General features: G+C 52.1%; 26 protein-coding genes and 1 tRNA gene. 25 read left to right on the top strand and 2 right to left on the bottom strand.

Features of this window, described 5'->3' with window-relative positions:
• The first annotated feature begins 82 nt into the window (after positions 1–82).
• The 22 genes from hisG (at position 83) to ACAN56_RS23080 (ending at position 20,495) form a co-directional block, all read left to right on the top strand.
• Entirely contained in the window at positions 83–727 is a 645-nt protein-coding gene (gene hisG, locus ACAN56_RS23185; protein ID WP_076113261.1) for an ATP phosphoribosyltransferase, read from the top strand.
• Positions 728–760: 33 nt separating this feature from the next.
• Positions 761–2,068 carry a histidinol dehydrogenase gene (gene hisD, locus ACAN56_RS23180; protein ID WP_379145910.1) on the top strand — a complete coding sequence of 436 codons (1,308 nt, stop codon included), beginning with the start codon at positions 761–763 and terminating at the stop codon, positions 2,066–2,068.
• A complete protein-coding gene (gene hisB, locus ACAN56_RS23175) occupies positions 2,058–2,669 on the top strand; it encodes an imidazoleglycerol-phosphate dehydratase HisB (protein WP_379145909.1) in 612 nt (203 codons plus the stop codon). The genes hisD and hisB overlap by 11 nt, the downstream gene beginning before the upstream one ends.
• A gap of 1 nt (position 2,670) precedes the next feature.
• The gene (hisH, locus tag ACAN56_RS23170) at positions 2,671–3,294 is read left to right on the top strand and encodes an imidazole glycerol phosphate synthase subunit HisH (protein ID WP_379145907.1); all 624 of its coding nucleotides are present in this window, start codon (positions 2,671–2,673) and stop codon (positions 3,292–3,294) included.
• 41 nt (positions 3,295–3,335) lie between these two features.
• The gene (gene hisA / locus ACAN56_RS23165) at positions 3,336–4,085 is read left to right on the top strand and encodes a 1-(5-phosphoribosyl)-5-[(5-phosphoribosylamino)methylideneamino]imidazole-4-carboxamide isomerase (RefSeq protein ID WP_038584626.1); all 750 of its coding nucleotides are present in this window, start codon (positions 3,336–3,338) and stop codon (positions 4,083–4,085) included.
• Between the two features lie 74 nt (positions 4,086–4,159).
• Complete coding sequence (gene hisF, locus ACAN56_RS23160) at positions 4,160–4,918, top strand: imidazole glycerol phosphate synthase subunit HisF (protein WP_038584629.1); 759 nt, start codon at positions 4,160–4,162, stop codon at positions 4,916–4,918.
• On the top strand, positions 4,915–5,634 hold the full coding sequence (gene hisIE, locus ACAN56_RS23155; RefSeq protein ID WP_379145905.1) for a bifunctional phosphoribosyl-AMP cyclohydrolase/phosphoribosyl-ATP diphosphatase HisIE: 720 nt from the start codon (positions 4,915–4,917) through the stop codon (positions 5,632–5,634). Before hisF ends, hisIE begins: the two co-directional genes overlap by 4 nt.
• Positions 5,635–5,647: 13 nt before the next feature.
• Entirely contained in the window at positions 5,648–6,475 is an 828-nt protein-coding gene (gene hisJ, locus ACAN56_RS23150; RefSeq protein WP_379145904.1) for a histidinol-phosphatase HisJ, read from the top strand.
• 23 nt (positions 6,476–6,498) lie between these two features.
• On the top strand, positions 6,499–7,449 hold the full coding sequence (locus tag ACAN56_RS23145; protein ID WP_379145903.1) for a ribose-phosphate diphosphokinase: 951 nt from the start codon (positions 6,499–6,501) through the stop codon (positions 7,447–7,449).
• Positions 7,450–7,702: 253 nt separating this feature from the next.
• The gene (locus ACAN56_RS23140; protein WP_379145901.1) at positions 7,703–9,445 is read left to right on the top strand and encodes a tetratricopeptide repeat protein; all 1,743 of its coding nucleotides are present in this window, start codon (positions 7,703–7,705) and stop codon (positions 9,443–9,445) included.
• A gap of 160 nt (positions 9,446–9,605) precedes the next feature.
• Positions 9,606–10,559 carry a thioredoxin-disulfide reductase gene (gene trxB, locus ACAN56_RS23135; RefSeq protein ID WP_038584642.1) on the top strand — a complete coding sequence of 318 codons (954 nt, stop codon included), beginning with the start codon at positions 9,606–9,608 and terminating at the stop codon, positions 10,557–10,559.
• Positions 10,560–10,763: 204 nt separating this feature from the next.
• Positions 10,764–10,991, top strand: a complete 228-nt coding sequence (locus ACAN56_RS23130) for a DUF1858 domain-containing protein (RefSeq protein ID WP_038584645.1) — start codon at positions 10,764–10,766, stop codon at positions 10,989–10,991.
• Between the two features lie 42 nt (positions 10,992–11,033).
• A complete protein-coding gene (locus ACAN56_RS23125) occupies positions 11,034–12,293 on the top strand; it encodes a DUF438 domain-containing protein (protein ID WP_076113246.1) in 1,260 nt (419 codons plus the stop codon).
• Between the two features lie 319 nt (positions 12,294–12,612).
• Entirely contained in the window at positions 12,613–13,563 is a 951-nt protein-coding gene (locus tag ACAN56_RS23120) for an ROK family glucokinase (protein ID WP_038584650.1), read from the top strand.
• A 46-nt stretch (positions 13,564–13,609) separates the two neighbouring features.
• Positions 13,610–14,509 carry an RNase adapter RapZ gene (rapZ, locus tag ACAN56_RS23115; protein ID WP_038584653.1) on the top strand — a complete coding sequence of 300 codons (900 nt, stop codon included), beginning with the start codon at positions 13,610–13,612 and terminating at the stop codon, positions 14,507–14,509.
• 57 nt (positions 14,510–14,566) lie between these two features.
• Positions 14,567–15,502, top strand: coding sequence for a gluconeogenesis factor YvcK family protein (locus ACAN56_RS23110; RefSeq protein ID WP_179091833.1), 936 nt, complete (start codon positions 14,567–14,569; stop codon positions 15,500–15,502).
• 42 nt (positions 15,503–15,544) lie between these two features.
• On the top strand, positions 15,545–16,474 hold the full coding sequence (gene whiA, locus ACAN56_RS23105; protein ID WP_038584659.1) for a DNA-binding protein WhiA: 930 nt from the start codon (positions 15,545–15,547) through the stop codon (positions 16,472–16,474).
• 97 nt (positions 16,475–16,571) lie between these two features.
• Complete coding sequence (locus ACAN56_RS23100) at positions 16,572–16,841, top strand: HPr family phosphocarrier protein (protein ID WP_019914358.1); 270 nt, start codon at positions 16,572–16,574, stop codon at positions 16,839–16,841.
• Positions 16,842–16,988: 147 nt separating this feature from the next.
• Positions 16,989–17,513 (top strand): GNAT family N-acetyltransferase, encoded by a 525-nt coding sequence (locus tag ACAN56_RS23095; RefSeq protein ID WP_379145899.1) that lies wholly within the window; start codon positions 16,989–16,991, stop codon positions 17,511–17,513.
• A 126-nt stretch (positions 17,514–17,639) separates the two neighbouring features.
• Positions 17,640–18,398, top strand: coding sequence for an SIMPL domain-containing protein (locus ACAN56_RS23090; RefSeq protein WP_379145898.1), 759 nt, complete (start codon positions 17,640–17,642; stop codon positions 18,396–18,398).
• Between the two features lie 236 nt (positions 18,399–18,634).
• Positions 18,635–19,735 carry a PdaC/SigV domain-containing protein gene (locus tag ACAN56_RS23085; RefSeq protein ID WP_379145897.1) on the top strand — a complete coding sequence of 367 codons (1,101 nt, stop codon included), beginning with the start codon at positions 18,635–18,637 and terminating at the stop codon, positions 19,733–19,735.
• Positions 19,736–19,856: 121 nt separating this feature from the next.
• Positions 19,857–20,495: a GDSL-type esterase/lipase family protein gene (locus tag ACAN56_RS23080; RefSeq protein WP_379145896.1), complete on the top strand. Its 639-nt coding sequence runs from the start codon at positions 19,857–19,859 to the stop codon at positions 20,493–20,495.
• A gap of 100 nt (positions 20,496–20,595) precedes the next feature.
• Here the strand turns inward: ACAN56_RS23080 and clpP are convergent, their stop codons facing one another.
• Positions 20,596–21,192, bottom strand: a complete 597-nt coding sequence (gene clpP / locus ACAN56_RS23075) for an ATP-dependent Clp endopeptidase proteolytic subunit ClpP (RefSeq protein WP_038584671.1) — start codon at positions 21,190–21,192, stop codon at positions 20,596–20,598.
• 192 nt (positions 21,193–21,384) lie between these two features.
• Positions 21,385–21,459 (bottom strand) — tRNA-Arg (locus ACAN56_RS23070).
• 332 nt (positions 21,460–21,791) lie between these two features.
• On the opposite strand from ACAN56_RS23070, the gene ACAN56_RS23065 reads away from it, so the two are divergent.
• From ACAN56_RS23065 to ACAN56_RS23055, 3 genes are all read left to right on the top strand, one after another.
• Positions 21,792–22,844: a sugar-binding transcriptional regulator gene (locus ACAN56_RS23065; RefSeq protein WP_038584674.1), complete on the top strand. Its 1,053-nt coding sequence runs from the start codon at positions 21,792–21,794 to the stop codon at positions 22,842–22,844.
• A 116-nt stretch (positions 22,845–22,960) separates the two neighbouring features.
• Positions 22,961–23,971, top strand: coding sequence for a type I glyceraldehyde-3-phosphate dehydrogenase (gene gap, locus ACAN56_RS23060; protein WP_038584677.1), 1,011 nt, complete (start codon positions 22,961–22,963; stop codon positions 23,969–23,971).
• 110 nt (positions 23,972–24,081) lie between these two features.
• Positions 24,082–25,263, top strand: coding sequence for a phosphoglycerate kinase (locus ACAN56_RS23055; protein ID WP_038584680.1), 1,182 nt, complete (start codon positions 24,082–24,084; stop codon positions 25,261–25,263).
• Positions 25,264–25,294: the final 31 nt, after the last annotated feature.

Genomic DNA, 25,294 nt, shown 5'->3' with positions numbered 1-25,294 from the left:
GAGCCTGCGGCTAGTGGTCGGTATAGTAAGAGAACAGAAATGAACAATTTGCAGAGGGAAATGGAAACGGAGGCTAATGATGATGGCGCAGATACTGAAGGTAGCTATGCCGAAAGGCCGAATATACACTAAAGCGGCAGAGTTGTTCCGCCAAGCGGGGCTGCCGATTCCGCCGGATGGCGAAGAGTCGCGCAAGCTGGTGATCTCACTGCCTGAGGCGGGCATGGAGTTTATTCTGGCCAAGCCGGTTGATGTGCCTACCTATGTTGAATATGGTGTGGCGGATATTGGCATCGTGGGCAAGGATGTGCTGCTGGAGGAAGAACGCGACGTGTATGAGCTGCTTGATCTGGGCATTGCACGCTGCCGGATGTCCATTATCGGGCTGCCGAACTGGCAGCCAGGGATTCAGCAGCGGGTAGCGACGAAATACCCGAATGTAGCTTCGCGGTATTTCCGTGAGCAGGGCCAGCAGGTGGAGGTCGTTAAGCTGAACGGCTCGATTGAGCTTGCTCCGCTGATTGGCCTTGCCGACCGTATTGTCGATATGGTGGAGACTGGGCAAACCCTTAAGGATAACGGACTGGTGGAAATGAAGAGCATCTTCGAAATTACAAGCCGGCTGGTTGCGAACCGTGTAAGCTACCGGATGAAGAATGAGCAGATCCAGCAGCTGTGCGACCGTCTGCAGGCAGTTATCGCAGAACCGGGGCTTCAGTTAAAATAAAATGAGTATGGATGTTCAAAGGGGGAACGAGCGGTGAAGGTCCAATCAAGCAGGGAATTTAATCTGCAGCGTGAAGTGGAATACGGAACGCCGGAGCAGAACAAGGCCGTGAAGCAAATCGTAGCCGACATCAAACAGGAGGGCGACGCTGCGCTGCTCCGCTATACGGAGCGGTTTGACGGGGCGGCGCTGACACCGGCGCAGCTGCGGGTAACCGCAGCAGAGCTCCAGGCGGCTTATAGCCGGGTTGAGGAATCGTTCGTAACCGCGATTCGTGCGGCTGCGGTCAATATCCGGGCGTTTCACGCCCGTCAGAAACGCAGTTCCTGGATGGATCTGCAGCCGGACGGTACGATCCTCGGCCAGATCATCCGCCCGCTGAAGCGGGTGGGCGTATATGTTCCCGGCGGCAAGGCGGCGTATCCGTCCTCGGTGCTGATGAACGTGATTCCGGCCCAGATTGCCGGAGTGCCGGAGATCGTGATGGTCACACCGCCGTCGACCGGCGGCAAGGACGGCATCGATCCTTACATCCTCGTTGCTGCGGCAGAAGCCGGTGTGAGTGAGGTCTACCGCGTGGGCGGCGCGCAGGCGATCGCCGCGCTCGCCTTCGGCACGGAATCCATCGCGCCGGTCGATAAAATCTGCGGCCCCGGCAACATCTACGTTGCCTTGGCCAAGCGCGAGGTCTACGGCGCGGTCGATATCGACAGCATCGCCGGGCCCAGCGAAATCGTCGTGCTCGCCGACGAAACCGCAGAGCCGGCTTACATTGCGGCTGATCTGCTCTCACAGGCAGAGCATGACGAGATGGCCTCGGCCATCCTTGTGACGCCGTCGCAGAGCCTCGGAGAGGCCGTAGCGGCTGAGGTGGAGCGGCAGCTTCAGGAGCTGCCGCGCGAGGCCATCGCCCGCGCCTCGGTGGAGAACTACGGCGCAATCATCGTCGTAGACTCGATGAAGGAAGGCATCTCCGTAGTGAACCGGCTGGCGCCGGAGCATCTGGAGATTGTCGTCGAAGATCCCATGGGCCTGCTCGGCAGCATCGAGAATGCCGGAGCGATTTTCCTGGGACCGTACAGCTCGGAACCGGTCGGCGATTATTTCGCCGGACCGAATCATATTATACCGACCAATGGCACCGCGCGGTTCTCTTCGCCGGTTGATGTGGATGATTTCATCAAGAAATCAAGCCTGATTTATTACAGCAAGGAAGCGCTGCTGCGTGATGGAGCAACCATCATCGAGTTGGCCAGACGCGAAGGGCTGGAAGGTCATGCACGGGCGATAGAGATCAGGCTGGAGAATGAAGCGAAGGGCGGAGAAGAAAATGGAGAATAACAATAACGAACAGGCTGTACGCAAAGCAGGCCTTAGCCGTAAAACAAACGAAACGGATATCACGCTGTCCCTGGCTGTGGATGGAAGCGGCATTGCCGAGCTGGAGACCGATGTGCCTTTTCTGAACCATATGCTCGATTTATTCGCGAAGCATGGCCAATTTGACCTTTCTCTGGAGGCCCGGGGGGATATTGATATTGACGACCACCACACGGTGGAGGATATCGGCATCTGTCTGGGACAGGCGCTCCGCGAGGCACTGGGTGACAAAAAAAGCATCAAGCGTTATGCGAGTGTGTTCATTCCCATGGATGAAGCGCTGGCCCAGGTGGTCATCGACATCAGCAACCGGCCGCATTTTGAATACCGGGCGGCTTATCCGTCACAGCAGGTAGGCAGCTTCTCTACGGAGCTGGTTCATGAGTTCCTCTGGAAATTCGCGCTGGAGGCCCGGATTACACTGCACGTGATAGTACACTACGGCTCCAATACTCATCATATGATTGAGGCGATATTCAAAGCGCTGGGACGGGCGCTGGACGAAGCAACGCAGATTGATCCGCGTGTGAAGGGTGTGCCATCTACGAAGGGAGTGCTGTAGCATGACCGTTGCTATCGTCGATTACGGCATGGGCAATCTGCACAGTGTCAGCAAGGCGGTGGAACGTCTCGGCTACGAGAGTCTTGTGACAGGCGATGCCGGGGAAATTCTTGCGGCAAGCAGTGTCATTCTGCCGGGCGTCGGTGCCTTTGGCGATGCGATGGAACAACTGCGGAGCAGCGGGCTCGATCTTGTGGTTAAGGAGGCCGCCGCCGGGGAACAGCCGGTGCTTGGCATTTGTCTGGGCATGCAGCTGCTGTTCAGCAGCAGTGTGGAACACGGCGAGTACGAAGGGCTGGACATCCTCCCGGGATCGGTGGTGCGGTTCGCGCCCCGTGACGGCTATAAGGTGCCGCATATGGGCTGGAACAAGCTGAGCTTCCGGCAGCCGCAGAGCCCGCTGCTTGAGGGACTGGAAGAGGGGCATGTGTATTTTGTCCATTCCTATCATGCAGTGGTTGGACAGGAGAACGATTTGCTTGCCGTAACCGATTACGGGCATCCGGTCACGGCGGTGGTCGGGCGGGACAATGTCTTCGGCATGCAGTTCCATCCGGAGAAGAGCGGAGAGCTTGGTATGAAGCTGCTGGGGAATTTTCTAAAGCTTAAGGGAGAGCGGGCGTAAGCCCGCTATAAATATATTGTAATGAAAGCGGGGAGCGCCACATGTCTTCTTTTATCGTGTATCCGGCGATTGATATCCGGGATGGAAAGTGTGTAAGACTGCAGCAGGGTGATTACGCTCAGGAAACGATCTATAATGACAGTCCGGTGCAGGTCGCTAAATCATGGGAAGAGCAGGGAGGCCGGTTCATTCATCTCGTGGATCTGGACGGTGCGAAGGCCGGACATCCGGTCAATGATACCATCATCGGCGCCATTGCCAAAAACGCAGGTGTGCCCGTCCAGGTGGGCGGCGGACTCCGCAGTCTTGCTGATGTGGAGAAGCTGCTCGGTCTTGGAGTCAGCCGGGTTATTATCGGGACGGCGGCCATCAATGACCATGCTTTTACGGAGGCTGTGCTCGCCAAATATGGCGATAAGGTAGCTATCGGCATTGATGCCCGGAATGGCTACGTAGCTACGCATGGCTGGCTGAACACCTCCGAGGTGCGCGCCGAGGATCTGGCTAAGGAGCTGGCAGCTAAAGGTGCGGAGACGTTTATCTACACGGATATCTCCCGTGACGGGATGATGCAGGGCCCGAATATCGAGGGAATCGTGGCCATGGCTGCTGCCAGCGGCAAAACCGTCATAGCCTCCGGCGGCGTTACGAGCCTTGACGATCTGCTGCGCCTGAGCGTACATAGCGGCAGCGGAATCGGCGGAGCGATTGTAGGCAAAGCGCTGTACACCGGCAACATCAAGCTTCCCGAGGCGCTGCAGGCGCTGGGACGTCCAGCAGGACAGCTGTAATATAGGGCGAAAAATTGGATCGAAGAGAATTCGAGGCGGATGCCCTCAGAACCCTTTGAAGGAGGGACTTCATAATGTTAGCCAAACGTATCATTCCCTGTCTGGATGTGAAAGACGGGCGGGTAGTCAAAGGCGTTAATTTTGTCAATCTGCGCGATGCCGGAGACCCGGTGGAGCTGGCGGCGCTGTATGACCGTGAAGGTGCGGATGAACTGGTGTTCCTGGACATTTCCGCCTCGGTGGAAGGACGGGCGACTATGGTTGAAGTGGTCCGGCAGACGGCTGGCGAGATTGCCATTCCCTTCACCGTTGGCGGGGGAATTTCCACTCCCGACGATATGAAGCGGATTCTGCGCGCGGGCGCGGATAAAATCGGCATCAACACGGCGGCGGTCAACAATCCGCAGCTTATTCTGGAAGGGGCCCGCCGCTTTGGCTCCCAGTGTATTGTGGTGGCGATGGATGCCAAATATAATGAGGCTTGGGGCGAATGGGAAGTGTACACGCATGGCGGGCGCAAGCCTACCGGCATCCGTGCGCTGGCCTGGGCCAAGGAGGCCGAGAAGCTGGGCGCCGGCGAAATACTGCTCACGAGCATGGATGCGGACGGGACCAAGGACGGTTTTGATTTGAAGCTGACCGCAGCGGTCTGCGATCTGCTCAGCATCCCCGTAATTGCCTCAGGCGGTGCGGGCAAGATTGAGCACTTTTATGATGTATTTACCGAAGGCAAAGCCGATGCGGGACTTGCGGCGACCATTTTTCATTATAAAGAGATTGCGATTCACGATTTGAAGACAGAACTGAAGCAAAAAGGGGTAGAGATCCGATGAGCCAAGAACAAGAGAATAGAACCCTGAACCAACAAGAAGCGATCGAGGGCATCCGCTGGAATGAATCCGGTCTGCTCCCTGCTGTGGTGCAGGATGCCGGCACTTTGGAAGTATTGATGTTTGCCTATATGAATCCGGAGTCGCTGCGGCTCTCGCTGGAGAGCGGCCAGACCTGGTTCTGGAGCCGTTCACGCAGTGAATTGTGGCATAAAGGGGGAACCTCGGGCAATACCCAGGCCATTACCTCGATCCATTATGATTGCGACAGCGATACGCTGCTCGTAAAGGTTGTACCGGAGGGACCCGCCTGTCATACCGGTGAAACCTCCTGCTTCTTCCGTGAGATTCCACTGAATGCTTCGGCACCAGTCGCTAAGGCAGCTGAGACAGAGCCTTCTGCAAACCTTGCAGGGAGCGGGCGTTTTGCTGTACTGGGTGAACTGGAGCGGGTCATTGCCGAGCGGGAAGCCGAACGTCCGGAGGGTGCTTATACGACCTATCTGTTTGACAAAGGCGTCGACAAGATTCTGAAAAAAGTAGGCGAAGAGGCTTCGGAAACGATCATCGCCGCCAAAAATAAAGACAACGCCGAGCTGCGCCTTGAGGTCAGCGACCTGATCTACCACCTGCTGGTGCTGCTCCAGGAGCGCAAGCTTCCGCTCGATGAGATTCTGGAGGAACTGAGCGCCCGCCACGAACGGCCGCGCCGGGACTAAGGGGGCTTTCCGCATGCATATTGATTACCATACCCATCATGTACGCTGCGGCCATGCGGTTGGGAAGCTGGAGGAGTACGTGCAGCGCGGCATAGCGTTGGGGCTTGAGCAGCTTGGGTTATCCGACCATTTGCCGCTCATTCATGTCAATCCGGAGACCTATTATCCTGAAATGGCCATGCCGCTTGCCGAGCTTCCGCGTTATGTGGAGGAATGCCTGACGCTGAAGGAGCGCTACCGAGGTGAAATTGAGCTGCGGGTGGGGCTGGAAGCCGATTATATCGAAGGCTATGAAGAACAGATTCGTGAGCTTTTGTCGCCCTATCCTTGGGATTATCTGATTGGTTCGGTTCATTTTCTCGGGGAGTGGGATATTACGGATCACCGGCAGACCCATGGCTGGGAAGGCAAAGATGTAATGGGGGTATACCGCAGGTATTATGATGCTGTGCGGAAGTCGGCGTTATCAGGATTATATGATATTATAGGACATATGGATGTAATCAAACGATTCGGTTATGGTCCGCAGACACCGGAAGGCAAAGCTGAGGTCAGGGAGCTGGAGCTGGATGCGCTGAAAGCAATTGCAAGCAGCGGCATAGCCATGGAGCTGAATGCTTCCGGGCTGAGCAAGCCCTGCGCGGAGATGTTCCCGGCAGAGCATGTGCTGCAGCAAGCGCTGGCACTCGGTATTCCGCTTACCCTGGGCTCGGACGCCCATGATCCGGCAAAGCTGGGAGACGGCTTGCAGGAGGCGCGCAGTCTGCTGTGGCGCACTGGTTTCCGCGAGCTGGCGGTATTCGAAGGACGCCGCCGTACATCCGTTCAGTTTGAACTATAAATTATGATCCCCAGGAGGGTACTATGCATCATCATCAATTGCGTATTTTTTCCGGTTCGTCGAATCCGAAGCTGGCCGCAGATATTGCGGAGCGTCTGGGCGCCCCGCTGGGCCAGATTAAGCTGACCCGCTTCAAGAGCGGCGAGATTTATGTGCATTATGAAGAGAGCATCCGGAACTGTGACGTATTTTTGGTGCAATCCCTCGCACACCCGATCAATGAGCTGTTCGTTGAGCTGCTCGTTATGATTGATGCCGCCAAACGCGCATCGGCAAGAACTGTGAATATCATTGTGCCTTATTACGGATACGCCCGGCAGGAGCGTAAATCTGCTCCACGTGAGCCGATTTCGGCCAAGATGGTCGCGGATGTGCTTACGACTGCAGGAGCGACCCGTGTCATTACCATCGACCTGCATGCAGCGGCTATACAAGGATTCTTCAATATTCCGGTCGATCATCTGACAGCGCTTGATCTGATCAGCGGGTATCTGAAGGTGAAGGGACTTTCCGATCTTGTGGTAGTTTCGCCGGATGCCGGGCGCGCTTCCATGGCAGAGAAGCTGGCGAGCCGGCTGGATTCACCGTTCGCGATTATGATCAAGAAACGTCCGGCCCATAACGAATCGGTAATCACGCATGTTATCGGTGATGTTGAAGGACGAACGCCGATAATTATTGAGGATCTGATTGATACGGGCACGACGATTGTGAATGTGGTGGAAGGCCTGAAGGAGCGGGGAGCCAAGAACAGCATCATTTGCGCAACTCACGGTTTATTCTCCGGTGACGCGCTTGTACGCATGGACCATCCCAATATAGATGAAGTGGTAATCACGGATTCCATCGCGCTTCCGGATGACCATTCCAACCGCTTTAAAGTGTTGTCCGTTGCACCTATGCTGGCTGAGGCGACACGTATTATCATCGAAGGCGTTTCAATAGATAAGCTGTTCAGAGACGCGGGGATTTAATTTCCCGCGTTTTTTTTGTTGATGTTCTCATTTATTCCTGTGAACCTCTCACGGCTGCAAGCTTTTTCCCTCCAAATGGTTTCCCTTGCGCTTGAGAATCTCCCTGCCACATGTGGTATACTATTTGGAGACAGTCGGGACCATAAATGGAAACGAAAGAACGCTTAAGATGGGAGCTCAGGGTGCCGGAAGGCGCCGCTCTCCTATTTTTCGTGAGGATAAGGAAGCTTACAAAGGGAGGTGCCTTGCTTCCATGATTGAGAGAACTTCAGAGAATGTTGCGGAAGGCAGTAATGTTATTTCCGTCACTCTGGATGCCAATTTTTTCTTTGAAAGAGCCGTACGGTCGCTGGACCGCTTTCAATATGATAAGGCATTAAAGAATTTTCGCAAAGCTGTTGAATATGAACCGGAAAACCCTGTGAATCATTGCAACATGGCGGGTATATTATCTGAGATGGGTGATTATGAAGCATCGAATGATATTTTGATCCATGTGCTGGAGAAGATTGACCCTGCAATGACGGAATGTCATTTCTATATGGCAAATAACTTTGCCAATATGGAAAGTTTTGAAGAGGCCGAGCGGTCGCTGGTCACTTATCTTGAGGAGGATGCCAGCGGCGAATATCTGGCAGAGTCCGAGGAACTGATGGAGCTGCTGCAATACGAGCTGAACCGCCCTGCCCCGCTGATCCGGATCCGCAGCCGTGAAGGCGTGGTCGAGCATGACCGGGCCCGCACGCTGCTGGAAGAGGGGAAGTTCCCGCAGGCAGTTAAGATGCTAGAGGAGATCACTAAGAATACGCCGGACTTTCTGGCGGCTCATAACAATCTTGCTCTTGCCTACTTCTACATGGGCCGTTTTGCCAAAGCGAAGGAATGCCTGTCCGAGGTGCTGGAGCAGGATCCCGGCAACCTGCATGCGCTTTGCAATATGGCCATCTTCATGCAGTATGCAGGAGACAAGGAACAACTGGCAGTTTTGCTGCGTATGCTTGAGGCGACAGTGCCGTTTCATCAGGAGCATGTGTTCAAGATGGCCACAACGATGGGCATTCTGGGCAGACACAGAACAGCCTATGGCCATTTCCGCCGCCTGCTGAAGGATGAAGAGGTGGGCGGAGACGCCGGTCTCTATCATTATTGTGCAGCGGCCGCCAGCAACAGCAGCCTGTACAATGAAGCGCTGCGCTGCTGGAGACAGGCAGCCAAGCTGGATCCTGAATCCGCTGTGCCGGGCTTCTTCCTGTCACAGCTGCAGGGGGCGCAGGCCGAGGGCAGACCAATGCCTCTTGTCAGCTACAACTACCAGCTGCCATTTCAGGAGCAGCTTAAGCAGTGGCAGGGCAACACGGACAGCTTTACCGAGGAAATGCGGAACAATCCGCTGCTGCGTGCTTCGTTCTTCTGGGCGCTGCGTTATGGTGATGCCAACACGAGGCTGCAGGTGACCGAAGCGCTGCGCTGGATCGAGGACGAAGAGATGTCCGAGGTGCTGAACGGGCTTCTGGCGCAGGAGCCGCTGCAGGAAGATAAGCTGCAGGAGGCGGCGCTGCTCAGTCTGCAGCGGCTGATCGGCAGCAGCCCGGATGCGAGTGCTTCTCCCCAGGAGGAGCTTCCGCCGGTAAGCCATAAGGGGCCGCCGGAATGGAAAGAAGACTGGCAACGGGTATTGGACCATACGGCGGCAATGATGGACCGGCGGTATGATGCCATCCAGAAAAAGGACGCCGAGCTCCTATGGAAGCAGTTTATTAGCGATTTGTATCCCGATGTGCCTTACTTCCGCCATACGGGAGGCTGGGCCGCAGCTCTGGAATATCTGACTGCCAAACTGCATGACCGGCCGATTACCTATCGCGAGGTGGCCCAGCATTATGGGGTTTCTGCCTCCATGGTAAGCCGGTATGCACGCCGTATCAGCAACGAATGTGATATTCCCGGGAGCTTGCCCGGGCAGGAGACCCTGCCCTCGTCAACGGAGAATATCTAGATACTTGCAACATGACTGCAAGGAAATATAAGCAAGGAAGTATAAAGTGAGTATTATACTGCATCCTTTATATTGTTCACCTGAAACGCATCTTGGCTTCCGAGAAGCCCTACAGCCGTTTCTTCCAAATAAATAACCCACTTGTAAGGAGGCCAAAGTGATGTACAAAACGATTGTAATCGGAACAGGCCCGGCCGGGCTGACTGCCGCGATTTATTTGGCGCGTGCCAACCTTAGCCCGCTCGTGATTGAAGGCTTGCAGCCGGGGGGACAACTGACAACGACGACAGAAGTGGAGAACTTTCCAGGCTTTCCTGAGGGAATCCTCGGTCCTGACCTGATGGATAACATGCGTAAGCAGGCGCAGCGCTTCGGTGCGGAATTCAAGAACGGCTGGGTGGAATCCGTGGATTTCTCGCAGCGCCCCTTTAAAGTAACTGTAGATGGACTAGGTGTGCTGGAGGCCGAAACAGTTATTATCTCGACGGGTGCCTCGGCCAGATATTTGGGCATCCCGGGTGAGCAGGAGAATGTAGGACGCGGGGTCAGCACTTGTGCAACCTGTGACGGCTTCTTTTTCCGCAACAAAAAGATTGTCGTGGTCGGCGGCGGCGATTCTGCAATGGAGGAAGCCAGCTTCCTAACCCGGTTTGCCTCCAGCGTAACCTTGGTTCACCGCCGTCCGGAGCTTCGTGCTTCGAAGATTATGCAGGACCGGGCGCGCGACAACAGCAAGGTAGCCTGGGCGCTTAACCGCACGCCGCTTGAAGTAACGGTCGGCGACGCCGGGGTTAAAGGGCTGACAGTGCGCAACAACGAGACAGGTCTTGAAGAACTGGTGGAAGCGGACGGTGTATTTGTAGCCATTGGACACACACCGAACACAGCATTCCTGGGCGGTCAGATTACTACCGATACCAATGGGTACATTGTGGTGAATCCGGGTACGACGGAAACGAATATTCCGGGTGTATTCGCTTGCGGCGATGTGCAGGATACACGTTACCGGCAGGCAATCTCCGCAGCGGGAACCGGTTGTATGGCGGCGATGGATGCCGAGAAGTTCCTGGAGGGCACCATGGTGCATGACTGGAGCGAAACGCTGGATAAATAAGTACAGATTCTTCTAAAATATCTTTTGAATAGGCAAGCCGGCTGGTCCCTTAATCAGGGACCAGCCGGCTTTTTCTTTTATCTTCAGAGATGTGCGGACTTTCGGATTGAACTTTTTTTCACTTAGTGATTGCAATCACTATTGCCCCCTATCGGCTATGCTAAGCTGTTGTTGAGAAGGATTCTCAGTAGGGAGAAGATGTATATGAACAAAGTGCTGAAGATGGATGAATCCATATTCGAGCTGGTGAGCCGGCATCCCGAGGTTGTGGACATTATGACAGAGCTGGGTTTCCAGGATATTGCCAAGCCGGGAATGCTGCAGACCGCAGGCCGTTTCATGACCTTGTCCAAAGGAATCAAACTGAAGAAAATGAATCCGGACGCCGTAAAGCTGACGTTTCAGCGCCATGGCTTCGAGATTCTTGAATAGAGATTATTTGCAAGACGATATGATAAAAGGAGCGGAATTCCAATGAGTGAACTGATTAACAACCGCGAAGTAGATGTGCCTGAGCAGACACGCCGGCAGGCGATGCTCAAAGAAATCATAAAGGAACTTCATGCCGGAAAAAGTGTGGAAGAGGTCAAAGCACGCTTCGCAGAAGCGGTAGGCGATGTTACGGTGGCGGAGATTTCCGCGATGGAGCATTCACTGATGACGGAGGAGGGTATTCCTGTAGCGGAGGTCCAGCGACTGTGTTCGGTGCATACGGCCATTTTCAAAGGCTCCATTGAGCAGATTCACCGTTCCTCGAAGCCGGAGGAGCAGCCTGGTCATCCCGTGCATACCTTCAAGCTGGAGAACCGCGAAATCGAACGTCTGGTCAACTTCCGCCTGGAGCTGCATGCCGGCAAATTTTTGAAGAATGCCAGTGAAGAAATCATCTTCAAGCTGCTGGAGGATCTCAGCCTGCTGCTGGATCTCGACAAGCATTACAGCCGCAAAGAGAACCTGTTGTTCCCTTATCTTGAGAAATACGGAATTTATGGCCCGACCAAGGTCATGTGGGGTGTGGACGACGGCATCCGCGCGATGATAAAAGAGGCTAAAGCTGCACTCAGCCAGTATAACGGCCAAGCCGAGGACATCGGAGTTATGCTTACGAACATCATCCAGGAAGTAAATGAGATGATCTTTAAGGAAGAAAATATTCTGCTGCCGATGGCGCTCGACAAGCTGACCGAAGATGAATGGGTCAAGATAGCCAGAGAAAGCGATGAGATCGGCTTCTGCCTGACTGCACCGGAGCAGGAGTGGATTCCTGAGCGTGCTGACGAACCGGAAGGAGCTGCAGTGCAGAGTGAAGCTGTAGGCGAAAGTCCGCAGGGCTTTATCCGTTTTGAGACGGGCCTGCTGTCGCTTCATCAACTAGAGACCGTACTGAACCATCTGCCGGTCGATATAACGTTCATTGATGAGAATGATGTAGTCCGCTATTTCTCACATGGCAAGGAACGGATTTTCGCCCGGACCAAAGCGGTTATAGGCCGCACGGTGCAGAACTGCCATCCGCCGCAAAGCGTTCATGTGGTCGAGAAATTACTGGAAGACTTTAAGGCAGGCCGCAAGGATGCTGAGGATTTCTGGATTGCGATTAAGGATAAATTTATCTACATCCGTTATTTCGCCGTCCGCGATGAAGCGGGCCGCTACATGGGTACGCTGGAGTTCACACAGAATATCGCACCGATTCGTGCGCTGGAGGGGCAAAAACGCATATTGTCAGAATAATGACAAGATTGATTTACTACACTTGTTCCTCGCCGGTTAACCCGGCAAATCTACCTGACTTCCCGCCCCTAAAGGCCGGGAAGTCTTTTTTGAATCCGCAAAAACCTGTTTTAGTTCTAATTAATCCCGGCTCTGCATTTCTTAACTATGCCATGTGTATTGTCCATGTGTCTTGCCTGGCCAATAAATTCATGTGCTCTGGAGGGCTTAGCTTTCAAATTAGCCGGGTGTGCCGCCTTTCCTTGACCGCAGAGAAAGCTTCTATTATAGTGGGTACGTAGGATTAACTATTTTAGCATAGAAAAAGGTGGCTTGTTACATGTCTGAAAATATCTACGTTGGCGTGGATTTAGGTGGAACCACGATTAAGGTTGGAATCTGCAATGCCGAGGGGAATTTGCTGCACACTTATGAAGGTCCTACAGGGACTGCGGATGGCGTCGATGCCGTCATCGATAACATCGAGAAATATGTGCGCCAGATTGTGGAGGACTCTCCATACTCTTGGGATCAGCTTGCCGGTGTAGGAGCGGGCCTTGCCGGGTTTACGAACATTCGTGAAGGAATCATCATCCTTGCGCCTAACATAGGTTTTAGAGATGTGCCGATCCGCTCCATTCTGGAGAACCGATTGAACAAGCCTGTGAAAATAGACAATGACGCGAATGTGGCTGCACTGGGCGAAGCCTGGAGCGGTGCGGGACGCGGCATTGAGAATTGCGTCTGCTACACACTGGGAACGGGTGTTGGCGGCGGCATTATCATTAACGGCAAGGTGTATCAGGGATTTGCCGGTCTCGCCGGTGAACTGGGCCATATCTCTGTAGTGCCAGACCTGGAAGCGATCCAGTGCGGCTGCGGCAATATGGGTTGTTTGGAAACCGTTTCCTCTGCTACGGGAATTATCCGTATGGCCAATGATGCTGTAGCACGCGGGGACCGCACCTCTCTGTCATTGGTAGAGAAGATTGCGGCGAAGGAAGTATTTGATGCGGCAAAAGCGGGCGACGAAGTTGCAATTCGTATTGTTAACCGTGCAGCGTTCTATCTGGGCAAATCCATTGCGGCGGTAGCTGCGGTGCTTAACCCTGAAGTGTTTATCATTGGCGGCGGTGTCTCCAAGGCAGGAGATATACTGTTTGACGAGGTCCGTCGTGTATTCGCCAAGCTGACTCCCGAGCCATTGCAGAAAGGCGTTACCATCGTTCCTGCCGAGCTGGGTAATGACGCTGGTATTATCGGGGCCGCCGGCCTTTTGTTGCGTTCTTAATAAGCTGGAATTATTCATATACTAATTTTAGGGAGGGGACGCTTTAATGACCGAATTGGAGCAATCTCCGTCGGCTGGTGCCACCCTGATCATTATTACGGGTATGTCGGGTGCAGGCAAGACCATTGCTGTACAAAGCCTGGAGGACCTCGGGTTCTTCTGTGTCGATAATCTGCCGCCGGTGCTGATCCCGAAATTCGCCGAGCTGATTGAGCAGTCGAAGGGGAAAATTGCCAAAGTGGCGCTCGTAATTGATCTGCGGGGGCGGGAGTTTTTTACGGCTTTGTCGGAGTCGCTGGCCTACATCAAAGACGAGTCAACCATCGGCTGCGAAATTCTGTTTCTGGATGCAACGGATTCTGTGCTTGTCCAGCGCTATAAGGAGAGCCGGCGGCATCATCCGCTGGCTCCCAAAGGGATGCCGCTTGACGGCATCCGCCTGGAGCGCCAGATGCTGGAGGAGCTGAAGAATTCCGCCACACTGTGTCTGGACACCAGCAGCATGAAGCCGGTGCAGCTGAAGGAGAAGATCGTATCGCGGTTTTCGCATCTTGGAAAAAGCACACTCTCCGTTAACATTACCTCGTTCGGATTCAAGTATGGCATTCCGATCGATGCAGACCTCGTATTTGATGTCCGCTTCTTGCCTAACCCACACTATGTGGATCAACTGCGGCCCAAGACTGGCCAAGACAGCGATGTCTACGATTATGTAATGAAATGGCCTGAAACGCAGACGTTTCTGACCAAGCTGCTGGATATGCTTCATTTCCTAATTCCGCAATACCGCAAGGAGGGCAAATCCCAGATTATTATCGGCATCGGCTGCACGGGCGGCAAACACCGTTCGGTAGCGATCGCGGAATATTTGGGCAAAATGCTTGGAGTTAGCGAGACGGAATCCGTAGCGGTTAGCCATCGGGATTCCGAGCGTGATCGGCATTAACGAGAGAAGGGATCATTAGTGGCTGAAGAACAAGGGCAGCGTCCGCGTATCGTCGTGATGGGCGGCGGTACCGGTCTGTCTGTCATGCTTCGCGGTTTGAAGGAAAAGCCGCTTGATATTACGGCTATAGTTACTGTGGCGGATGACGGGGGCAGCTCCGGTATTCTGCGCAGCGAGCTGCAAATGCCGCCGCCAGGCGATATTCGCAATGTGCTCACGGCTATGGCTGATGTAGAGCCGCTGATGGCGGAGATTATGAAATACCGCTTCAGCAGCGGAGAAGGACTGGCCGGACACAGCCTTGGCAATCTTATTCTTGCAGCGCTTACGGATATCTCCGGTGACTTTGTCACCGCTGTCCGTGAGCTTAGCCGGTTGTTCGCCGTTCGCGGCAGGGTGCTGCCGGCTGCTGGGCACGCTGTGGTGCTGCATGCGGAGATGTCGGACGGCACGATTATTACCGGCGAGTCCAAAATCCCGGAGGCCGGCGGACGGATCAAACGCGTCTTTCTGGAGCCGGCTGATGTGGAACCGCTGCCGGAGGCGCTGGAAGCCATCCGTAATGCAGATGCCATCCTCTGCGGCCCCGGAAGCCTGTATACCAGCATTCTTCCCAACCTGCTGGTGCCGAAGCTGGCGGAGGCCATTGTGGAATCCGAAGCGATTAAGATCTTTGTCTGCAATGTGATGACCCAGCCTGGTGAAACGGATAATTACACGGTCAGTGATCATCTTCAAGCGGTATATGATCATGTCGGCCTGCACTTATTCGATTACGTTATTGTCAACGACGGGGAGATTCCAGAGCAGGTTCAGGTCAAATATGCGGAAAAAGGCGCCCGCCCGGTGCTGCTTGACCGGGATGTGCTGGACGGTAACGGTTATAAGGTCATTGCGGATAAGCTGGTCTTATTCAAGACTTATCTCCGGCATGACACGAATAAACTCAGTCACCATATTTACCAGTTAGTGAAGGACTGGAAATCCAGATAGTTCTGGTTTGATTTTTGGATGAACATGAAAGAGGTGAGCCCCTTGTCTTTTGCGGCCCTTACAAAAAAAGAGCTGACGATGGTGGAGAGCCAGCCTTGCTGCGAGAAAGCGGAAATGTCAGCGCTGATCCGAATGAATGGTTCGGTGCAGCTTTCGAGCAAAAAGGTAGTTCTCGACATTTCGACGGAAAACGCCGCGATTGCAAGGCGGGTATATTCTTTGCTTAAGAAATATTACCAGGTCCATATCGAGCTGCTCGTGCGTAAAAAAATGCGTTTGAAGAAGAATAACGTTTATATCGTAAGAATCCCAAACCGTGTTCAGGAGATCCTGAAGGATTTGCGGATTGTTTCCGAAGGTTTCATCTTTACCGATGGGATCGACAAGGAAATCGTCGGTAAGAACTGCTGTAAGCGCGCATATCTGCGTGGTGCATTTATGGCGGGGGGATCAGTCAACAACCCGGAAGGTTCTTCCTACCATCTGGAAATCGCTTCCATGTATGAGGAGCACTGCAAAGCGCTGGTGGATCTGGCTGGGGAATTTCACCTGAACGCCCGCTGCATAGAGCGCAAGAAAGGCTTTATCCTATATATCAAGGAAGGCGAGAAAATCATTGAGTTTCTCAGTCTGATTGGAGCGCATCAAGCGTTGTTTAAATTTGAGGATGTGCGGATTATGCGCGATATGCGCAACTCCGTGAACCGGATCGTCAACTGTGAAACGGCGAATTTGAACAAAACGATTGGCGCTGCGGTGCGGCAAATTGAGAACATCAAGCTGCTGCAGCGTGAAGTGGGGCTGGAAAGCCTGCCGGATAAGCTTCGCGAGGTCGCTGAAATCCGTTTGGCACACCCGGACATCAACCTCAAGGAAGTGGGCGAGATGCTGAAGGGAACGGTCAGTAAATCCGGTGTAAACCACCGTTTGCGCAAAATTGACGAGCTGGCTGATAAGGTTCGGGGAAGCTGATTATTTTTTTTCTAGTGTGGATGAGGTTATAATGATATAATATTATAAAATTAATGTGAAATTTTTGGGCAGATCTCAAATAGGGGGTAAGCGTTTCATGACAAAGCACCCGGTAGTTGTACGGTTGAAGACGGGGCTCCACGCTCGGCCGGCAGCATTGTTCGTGCAAGAAGCTAACAAGTTTTCGTCGGAGATTTTCGTGGAAAAAGACGATAAAAAGGTTAACGCCAAAAGCATCATGGGCATTATGAGCCTGGCGATCAGTTCCGGCACGGAGATTTATATTAGCGCGGATGGCGCCGATGCGGATCAAGCTGTAACCGCTTTGACTAGTCTTGTAAGCAAGGAAGAGCTTGAGAACCAATAATTTTGCAAGGTCTTACTTATTCGTACACCAGAAACGTTGCTGCTCTCCCTCTCCGGGAGACAGCCAGTTTAAAAAGCCCCTTTGCGGGCTTTTTTTATTACCTTGTTTAGGAAATTTGAATTTGATGAAACTACAAGGAGAATGAGGATGCACAATCAGGTGACTTTAGCAGAGCCGACAGTAGAGCTGGCGCCGCAGTACTTGGCATTTTACGAAGAATGGCTGGCAGGTGGAGAGATATTCGTCCCTTGGGTAATTGGCATTGATCCCACCGACTTCGCGGCTATGGTCCGGTATTTGCAGGATAACGCGGATGGCGTAAATCTTAAAGAAGGCTGGGTACCTAGTTCTACATACTGGTTGGTGAATGCAGATTCCAAAGTGGTGGGTGCAGTAAATATAAGGCATCGCCTGACTGGAAAACTGCTTCAGAGCGGGGGACATATTGGATATGGGATACTTCGCTCTGAGCGGCGCAAGGGATTGGCAACCGAGCTTCTGAGACAGGCCTTGCTGAAGGCGGGCGGGCTTGGGATTACCAAAGCGCTTGTCGTTTGCGATGACAGCAATATTGCTTCCGAACGGACGATCCGCAGAAACGGCGGGGTGGAGGATGGTTCATACATCGAAGAGGACGGCAACGTGATCCGGAGGTTTTGGATCGAGACGTGAAATGCAGGCGGAATGTAACCTCTGCAAATTTTTTCTTCAAAAGCCTTGGGGGATATGCAACTTTTGCCAAGCAGTTCCGTCTAGAGGGTACCAACAATTTTTGGAGAATGAAAGGGGATGGCAAGGATGAAGAAATGGGGCAAAACAGTCGGTACCGTATTGCTGGCGGGAAGTTTATTGGTAGGGGGTACGGCTTTAAGCGGAGTGCTTCAGGCTCCTGAAAAGGCTTACGCTGCTGAGGATGTGCAGAGAAATGTCGTTAGTGTTGTAGGTAAAGGCGAGCTTTCGATCAAGCCGGATATCGTGTATCTGTCGATCGGCGTCAGCACTTCTGCTGCAACAGCTGAAGAAGCACAGAAGTCCAATGGAGCCAAAATCACCAAGCTGACCAACCTGCTGAAAAAAACCTGGGGTATCGCGGATAAGGACATTCAGAGCACGCAATTTTATGTGCAGCCTAATTACGCCTACACTGAAAAAGACGGTCAACAGGTTAAGGGTTATAACGCCCAGCACACGCTGCAAGTCTCTTACCGCGATCTGACTAAGGTTGGGGGACTGCTGGATGCCGCTTCTACAGCGGGAGCGAACAACATCGGAAGTGCACGGTTTGCCATCGAGGATCCTTCTGCATTCGAAGCACAGGTTATTGAGAAAGCAATGGCTAATGCAGATGTGAAGGCAGCCGCGATTGCCAAAGTGGCCAAACGCAGTCTGGGCCAGGTCGTTACGGTTATCCAGAACGATGACGGTAATAACCCGGTTGTCTATATGGAGAGCGCCCAAATGTCCAAAGCATCGGCCGATATGGCTGCAGGCACTTCGGTTGAAGCGGGAGAAGTTAAAGTATCCACCCAGCTTAGTGTAATGTACGAGCTGAAATAAGAAAGCGACGGGTGAGGCGTTGCTTCCGCTGTGATGGCGGAGGTAACGCCTCTTTTTGCTTTTGAAGTACAGAAGCAGGTGTGAAATCTCTCAATTTGTTTAAAGTAATGTAATAAGACTCGTAATATTTGCAGGGAAACTTTAAGAAACTGTAAGGAGCGTTGTAACAACCACGGTTGCTGTTTATCTTATAATGGGAAGAGTCCATCATCGTACCAGCGGAAGGGGAAAAAAGTATGAAGTATATGTCGAAAGAACAGGCCCGTAAATGGGGTGCAGGATTAATGGCAGCAGGATTGCTGCTGGGCGGAGCTCTTCTGCCTGCAGAGACGAGCCAGGCCGCAGCGGCCAAGACACAGGCTAAAGTCAATTCATCACTTGTTGTATTAAAAACAAACGGAACGATTTCACAGCATACCGGGATCGTAAGCGCAGGGAAAGTATGGGTGCCGGTTGCTTTTATGCGTGATACTCTGGGTATGCCGTTGACGTATGATAAAACGGAGAAAACTTATACGATCGGGAACGGAATTACACGAACCAAGCTGATGGTCTCCGATTACGGCACCTCCATCTCGGTCAATAATTATTTCCTGGGAGAGTTTGAAGGCAAGATTATAAATAACCGTCTGTATGTTCCCTTTGATCTGCTCAGCGATTATTTGGGCTATAAGGGGGATTGGAATGCTGCCTCCGGACGGTTAAATGTGATAAAGAGAACACAAAATCCGATTACGGTAACGACTGAAACTTACAGCAAGGACTACAAGGACGCACCGATCAAGCTGGATTACCCGCAAATCAGCGGTTTGGACAATGCCAAAGCGCAGGCAGCGATTAATAATACCCTTAAGCAGACGTTCCTAAAGTATGCGGAAGGGGCTGAGAAAGAAATTGCCATTAGAGCCAAAGATGACCGCCCCTATGAATACGAAGGAGGATACGTGGTTACGTACAATCAGGACGGGGTGCTCAGCCTTGTGACCAGCCAGTATGGGTATACCGGCGGCGCTCATGGAATGACCTACCGCAATGCCTTTACCTTCTCGCTCAAGGACGGAAAGCAGCTATTGCTTGGAGATTTATTCGGTGCCAACCCCAACTATAAAAAAGAGCTTAATGCAAAGCTGGCGAAGCTGCTGAAAGCAAATGGCGGGTATCTTGGCGGCTTCACCGGCCTGAATACGGAGAAGGATTTCTATTTGAAAGACGGCAAGGCGGTCCTTTTCTTCCAGCTGTATGAATACACTGCATATGCTGCCGGATTCCCTGAGTTTACTTTCACGTTCAAGGAGCTGCTCCCCGGCGGAAGCAGTCCATTTGCCGCATTGAAGTAAATACAGTGACCTGACTGCGAATCCGCCAATGCCGGATACGGACATTTCCCCGTTACCGGATCACCTAACCGTTCATAAGCTAAAGGAGAAACCAGCTTAGGAGCGGGGAGGGAAAGTAACGATGAGTATTCAGTACACGGCGATTGGTGATTCGTTAACGACAGGATTTGGAGCTCTGCCGGGCAATGGGTTTGTTCCGGTCTACCGCCGGATGGCCGAGGCGCGGCTGCGGGTGCCGATCGAATTATCCAATTTGGGAGTCAACGGTTTGACCACAGATGGATTGGAGCAGAGGCTGAAGGGGGATTACAACTATCGGCTTGCCATCAGTGAGGCCGAATTGATTACGATGTCCATTGGCGGCAACGATTTGATCAAGGCGGCCAAAGCGGCGGGCGGCCGGCCGGGCGATCTGGCTCCGGTACTGCAAAAAGCGCTCCGGGAATGCAAGCGCAATTTGCATGACATTATGGGCACGCTTTCGCAGTTGAAGGCGGGCATGCGGAGACCCTATATTATCAGAATAGTAGGACTGTATAACCCCTATCCCCAGTTGACGGAAGCGACGGATTGGGTGCGGCAGTTTAACCACTATGCTGCGGGATATAGCAGCCCGGTATGCCGGTTCGCCTCTATATATAATGAATTTGCCGGCAACGAGCGGGGGCTGCTGTCATTAGATCATTTGCATCCTAACGGAAGAGGTTACCGTGTTATCGCCGGGAAGCTGGACACGTTGGGTTATGGGCGTCTGGGGTAATTCTTCATCAATAGAATAATGTACCTGAACTATAAAACAGCAAAAGAGGCCGGCGGGGATCACTTAGTGGTCCCAACCGGCCTCTTTGTTGTTGCTTGTATTAAACGCCGGCAGGCAGCGTCTTCTCGATAACTTTATCGACAATACCATATTCAGCTGCATCAGCTGCACTCATGAAATAGTCGCGGTCGGTATCCTTTTCGATCCGTTCCAGCGGCTGTCCTGTGCGCTCGGACAGAATGCGGTTCAGCTTGTCGCGCAGCTTGAGGATGCGGCGGGCGCGGATTTCGATGTCCGTTGCCTGACCTTGAGCACCGCCCAGAGGCTGGTGAATCATAATTTCGCTGTTAGGAAGTGCAAAACGTTTGCCTTTGGCACCGGCGTTCAGCAGGAAAGCTCCCATCGATGCGGCCATACCTACGCAAATCGTCGATACATCCGGTTTGATGTACTGCATTGTATCAAATATAGCCATACCTGCTGTAATGGAGCCACCAGGGCTGTTTACATACAGGTGAATATCCTTCTCCGGATCCTCGGCAGCCAGAAACAGCATTTGCGCGATGATGGAATTGGCTACCACGTCATTAACCTCCGTTCCAAGGAAAATGATGCGGTCCTTCAGCAGGCGGGAATAGATGTCATAAGCGCGCTCACCGCGGTTGCTCTGTTCTACTACCATAGGAATATAACTCACGTGGAAAACCTCCTTGAATTGGTTCTTCGAATGTGTTCATTTTTACTGTTACCGTATTAACCACATGATAAACAAATTCAAACAAAAAGTCAAAGAAAGTCAAACTTAGTTGCAAAAAAAAGAGCCATCACCTGGCTCTTTGGTTAATCATTAGTATGAGTGCTGCTAAATTATAGACAAATAAGAAAATAATGGCGCGCCCGCCAAGAATCGAACTTGGATCTCAGGCTTCGGAGGCCTACGTCATATCCATTGGACCACGGGCGCAACAGAAATTATTATAATACACTTATTATGCAAATGCAATGGATTCATCCTGTTGTTTGGAAAATATCTTTTCCCGGATGTCTGTGGCCTCATTTTTAGTCCGGCTGGAAGTATACAGTTTGGGCGTTTGTGCGGCCAGCACAAGACTTTCAGCCCCTTACATGGCTTGGCAGATGTATAAGATGAAAAGAGGTTGAGAATTATACTCTCGGAAGACTTGCACTCCGCGTAATATTTGGGTAGAATATGGGTGGGACTTAAAAAGTTAACCCGGGACATTTTGAGACCACGAACAAGGGAATAGAGAAAGACGAAGTTGCAGGAGTGAAAGCATGCGTAATTTATTAGAAATCCAAAAGCAGCTTCTGCCTGATCTCATGGAAACCCTTAAGAGACGGTACACGATTCTACATCAGATCATGCTGTCCGATATTATCGGACGCAGGACGCTCGCCGCTTCGCTTGATATGACTGAGCGGGTACTGCGCGCCGAGACGGATCTTCTGAAATCGCAAGGGCTCATTGAGATCGAGAGTGTCGGCATGCGCATCAGCGATGCCGGGCGCAGACTGCTTGACCTGCTGGAGCCGATCGCCAAGAGCTTGTTCGGCCTGGATGATCTGGAAGAGAAGATTCGCTCAACGTACGGTCTTAGTAAAGTCATAGTAGTGCCTGGCGATTGTGAGACATCGTTGTTTACCAAACGTGAGCTGGGCCGGGCAGGCGCCAAAGCGTTGCTGGGTGTGCTCCGTGCAGGCGATACGATTGCCGTCACCGGCGGCTCGACACTGGCCGAAATGGCCGATCAGCTGACACCGCCGTTATCCCATTCCTATAAGAACGCCTGGATTGTTCCGGCGCGCGGAGGACTTGGGGAAAGTATGGAGATTCAGGCCAATACCATTGCTTCGACGATGGCCAAACGGCTTGGAGCCAATTACCGGCTGCTGCATGTACCTGATCTGCTCAGCGGAGATGCTTATCAATCACTGGCGCTGGACTCCAATATTGGAGAAATCGTGCAAATCATCCGTAGATCGCGTATTATTGTTCATGGAATTGGCGATGCCATTGAAATGACCCACCGCCGTAAGCTTGATGAGACTACGGTCTCGGAAATACAGGAAGAAGGCGCGGTTGCCGAATCGTTCGGCTACTATTTCAATGAAGACGGTCAGGTTGTCCATACCATGCTGACGATGGGACTGCGACTGGAGGATATTATCCGGACGGAAGTTGTCATCGGAATCGCCGGAGGCAAACGCAAGGCGAAGGCCATTCATGCGATGCTGCGGTTTGGGCAAGAGGATATACTCGTCATAGACGAGGCAGCGGCTGTCGAAATCGGCAAAGAAATCGACGCACAAATACAGCAGGTCCTATAGCATCCAGTTTCTGGAGAGCATTCGCAGTTATTTTGCATTATACTTAACATTGTTGTCTTGACAAGCTTAACAGCCTGTCTTGAATAAATAAAACGAAATCTAGGAGGAACTATTCAATGAGTGTAAAAGTTGGTATTAACGGTTTTGGACGTATTGGACGCCTTGCATTCCGCCGTATTCAAAATGTAGAAGGTATCGAAGTGGTAGCAATCAATGACTTGACTGATGCTAAGATGCTTGCTCATTTGCTTAAATATGATACAACTCAAGGTAAATTCCAGGGTGAAGTTGAAGTTCACGACGGATTCTTCAAAGTAAACGGCAAAGAAGTTAAGGTTCTGGCTAACCGTAACCCTGAAGAACTTCCTTGGGGCGACCTCGGTGTTGACATCGTGCTGGAATGCACAGGTTTCTTCACAACTAAAGAAGCAGCTGAGAAACACTTGAAAGGCGGAGCTAAGAAAGTAGTTATTTCTGCTCCAGCTACAGGCGACATGAAAACTGTCGTTTACAACGTTAACCATGACATTCTGGATGGTACTGAAACAGTTATCTCCGGCGCATCTTGCACAACTAACTGCCTGGCTCCAATGGCAAAAGTGCTGAACGACAAGTTCGGTATCGTTGAAGGCTTGATGACAACTATCCACGCTTACACTGGTGACCAGAACACTCTTGATGCTCCACACGCTAAAGGCGACTTCAGACGCGCCCGTGCTGCTGCTGAGAACATCATCCCTAACACTACCGGTGCTGCTAAAGCCATCGGCCTGGTTATTCCAGATCTGAAAGGCAAACTTGACGGAGCTGCTCAACGTGTGCCTGTAGCTACAGGTTCCCTGACTGAGCTGGTTACTGTTCTTAACAAGAGCGTTACTGTTGAAGAGCTGAACGCAGCAATGAAAGAAGCTTCCGATCCAGAAACTTACGGCTACACTGAAGATGAAATCGTATCTTCCGACATCAAAGGCATGACTTTCGGTTCCCTGTTCGATGCAACACAAACTAAAGTCCTGACTGTTGGCGACAAACAACTGGTTAAAACTGTTGCTTGGTATGACAATGAAATGTCCTACACTGCACAACTTGTTCGCACTTTGGAACACTTCGCTAAACTTGCTCAATAAGATCGTTTTTATATAAGCAGCATCTATAGAGCGGAAACAGAAGTTCCTTGTTTCCGCTCTTTCTAAATGGATTCGTGAGTGAACCAATATGGGTGTGGAGGAAACTAATCATGAACAAAAAGAGCGTCCGTGATGTAGAAGTAGCAGGCAAACGCGTATTCGTACGCGTCGATTTCAATGTGCCAGTGGAAGACGGTAAAATCACTGATGATACACGTATCCGCGAAACACTTCCAACGATTAAATACCTGATCGAGAACGGTGCAAAGGTCATTCTGGCCAGCCATATGGGCCGTCCTAAGGGTCAATTCGTTGATTCCATGCGCCTTACCGGTGCTGCTGTACGTCTGTCCGAGCTGCTCGGCAAACCAGTTGCCAAAGCTGATGAAGCGATCGGCGATGCTGTTAAAGCACAAATTGCTGAACTGAACAACGGTGATGTGCTTGTGCTTGAGAATGTCCGTTTCTATCCGGGTGAAGAAAAGAACGATCCTGAACTGGCTAAGCAGTTCGCGGAACTGGCTGACCTGTTCGTCAACGACGCATTCGGCGCAGCTCACCGTGCACATGCTTCGACTGAAGGCATCGCTCACTTCCTGCCGGCTGTATCCGGTCTTCTGATGGAGAAAGAATTGTCTGTTCTGGGCAAAGCTCTTTCGAACCCTGAGCGTCCTTTCACTGCCATCATCGGCGGTTCCAAGGTTAAAGACAAGATCGACGTTATCGACAACCTGCTGACTTTGGCTGACAATGTACTGATCGGCGGCGGCCTTTCCTATACATTCACTAAAGCTCAAGGCTTCGAAATCGGAAATTCCTTGGTAGACAACGACAAACTTGATGTTGCTCTTGGATTTATCGAGAAGGCTAAAGCACTAGGCAAAAACTTCGTACTTCCGGTTGACGTAGTTGTAGCCGATAAGTTCGGCGCAGACGCCAACACCAAAATTGTTGATACAACTGACATTCCTGCAGATTGGGAAGGTCTGGACATCGGTCCTAAAACTCGTGAAATTTATGCCGATATCATCAAAAACTCCAAGCTGGTTGTATGGAACGGACCTATGGGTGTGTTCGAAATCGACATCTTTGCTGAAGGTACAAAGGCTGTAGCACAGGCTTGTGCGACAACCGAAGGTTACACTGTAATCGGTGGCGGTGATTCCGCAGCTGCAGCAGAGAAATTCCACCTGGCTGACCAAATGGATCATATCTCCACTGGCGGCGGCGCATCACTCGAGTTCATGGAAGGCAAGGCACTTCCTGGCGTAGAAGCACTGAACGACAAGTAAGACGTAGAAGGTAGAAGGAGGCAATCCATTA

The sequence above is a fragment of the Paenibacillus paludis genome (assembly GCF_042610515.1).
In the GTDB taxonomy this organism is placed as follows: Bacteria; Bacillota; Bacilli; order Paenibacillales; family Paenibacillaceae; genus Paenibacillus_AQ.
Note: the sequence above shows the minus strand (reverse complement) of the source record. Positions and strands in the feature narration are given on the sequence as shown.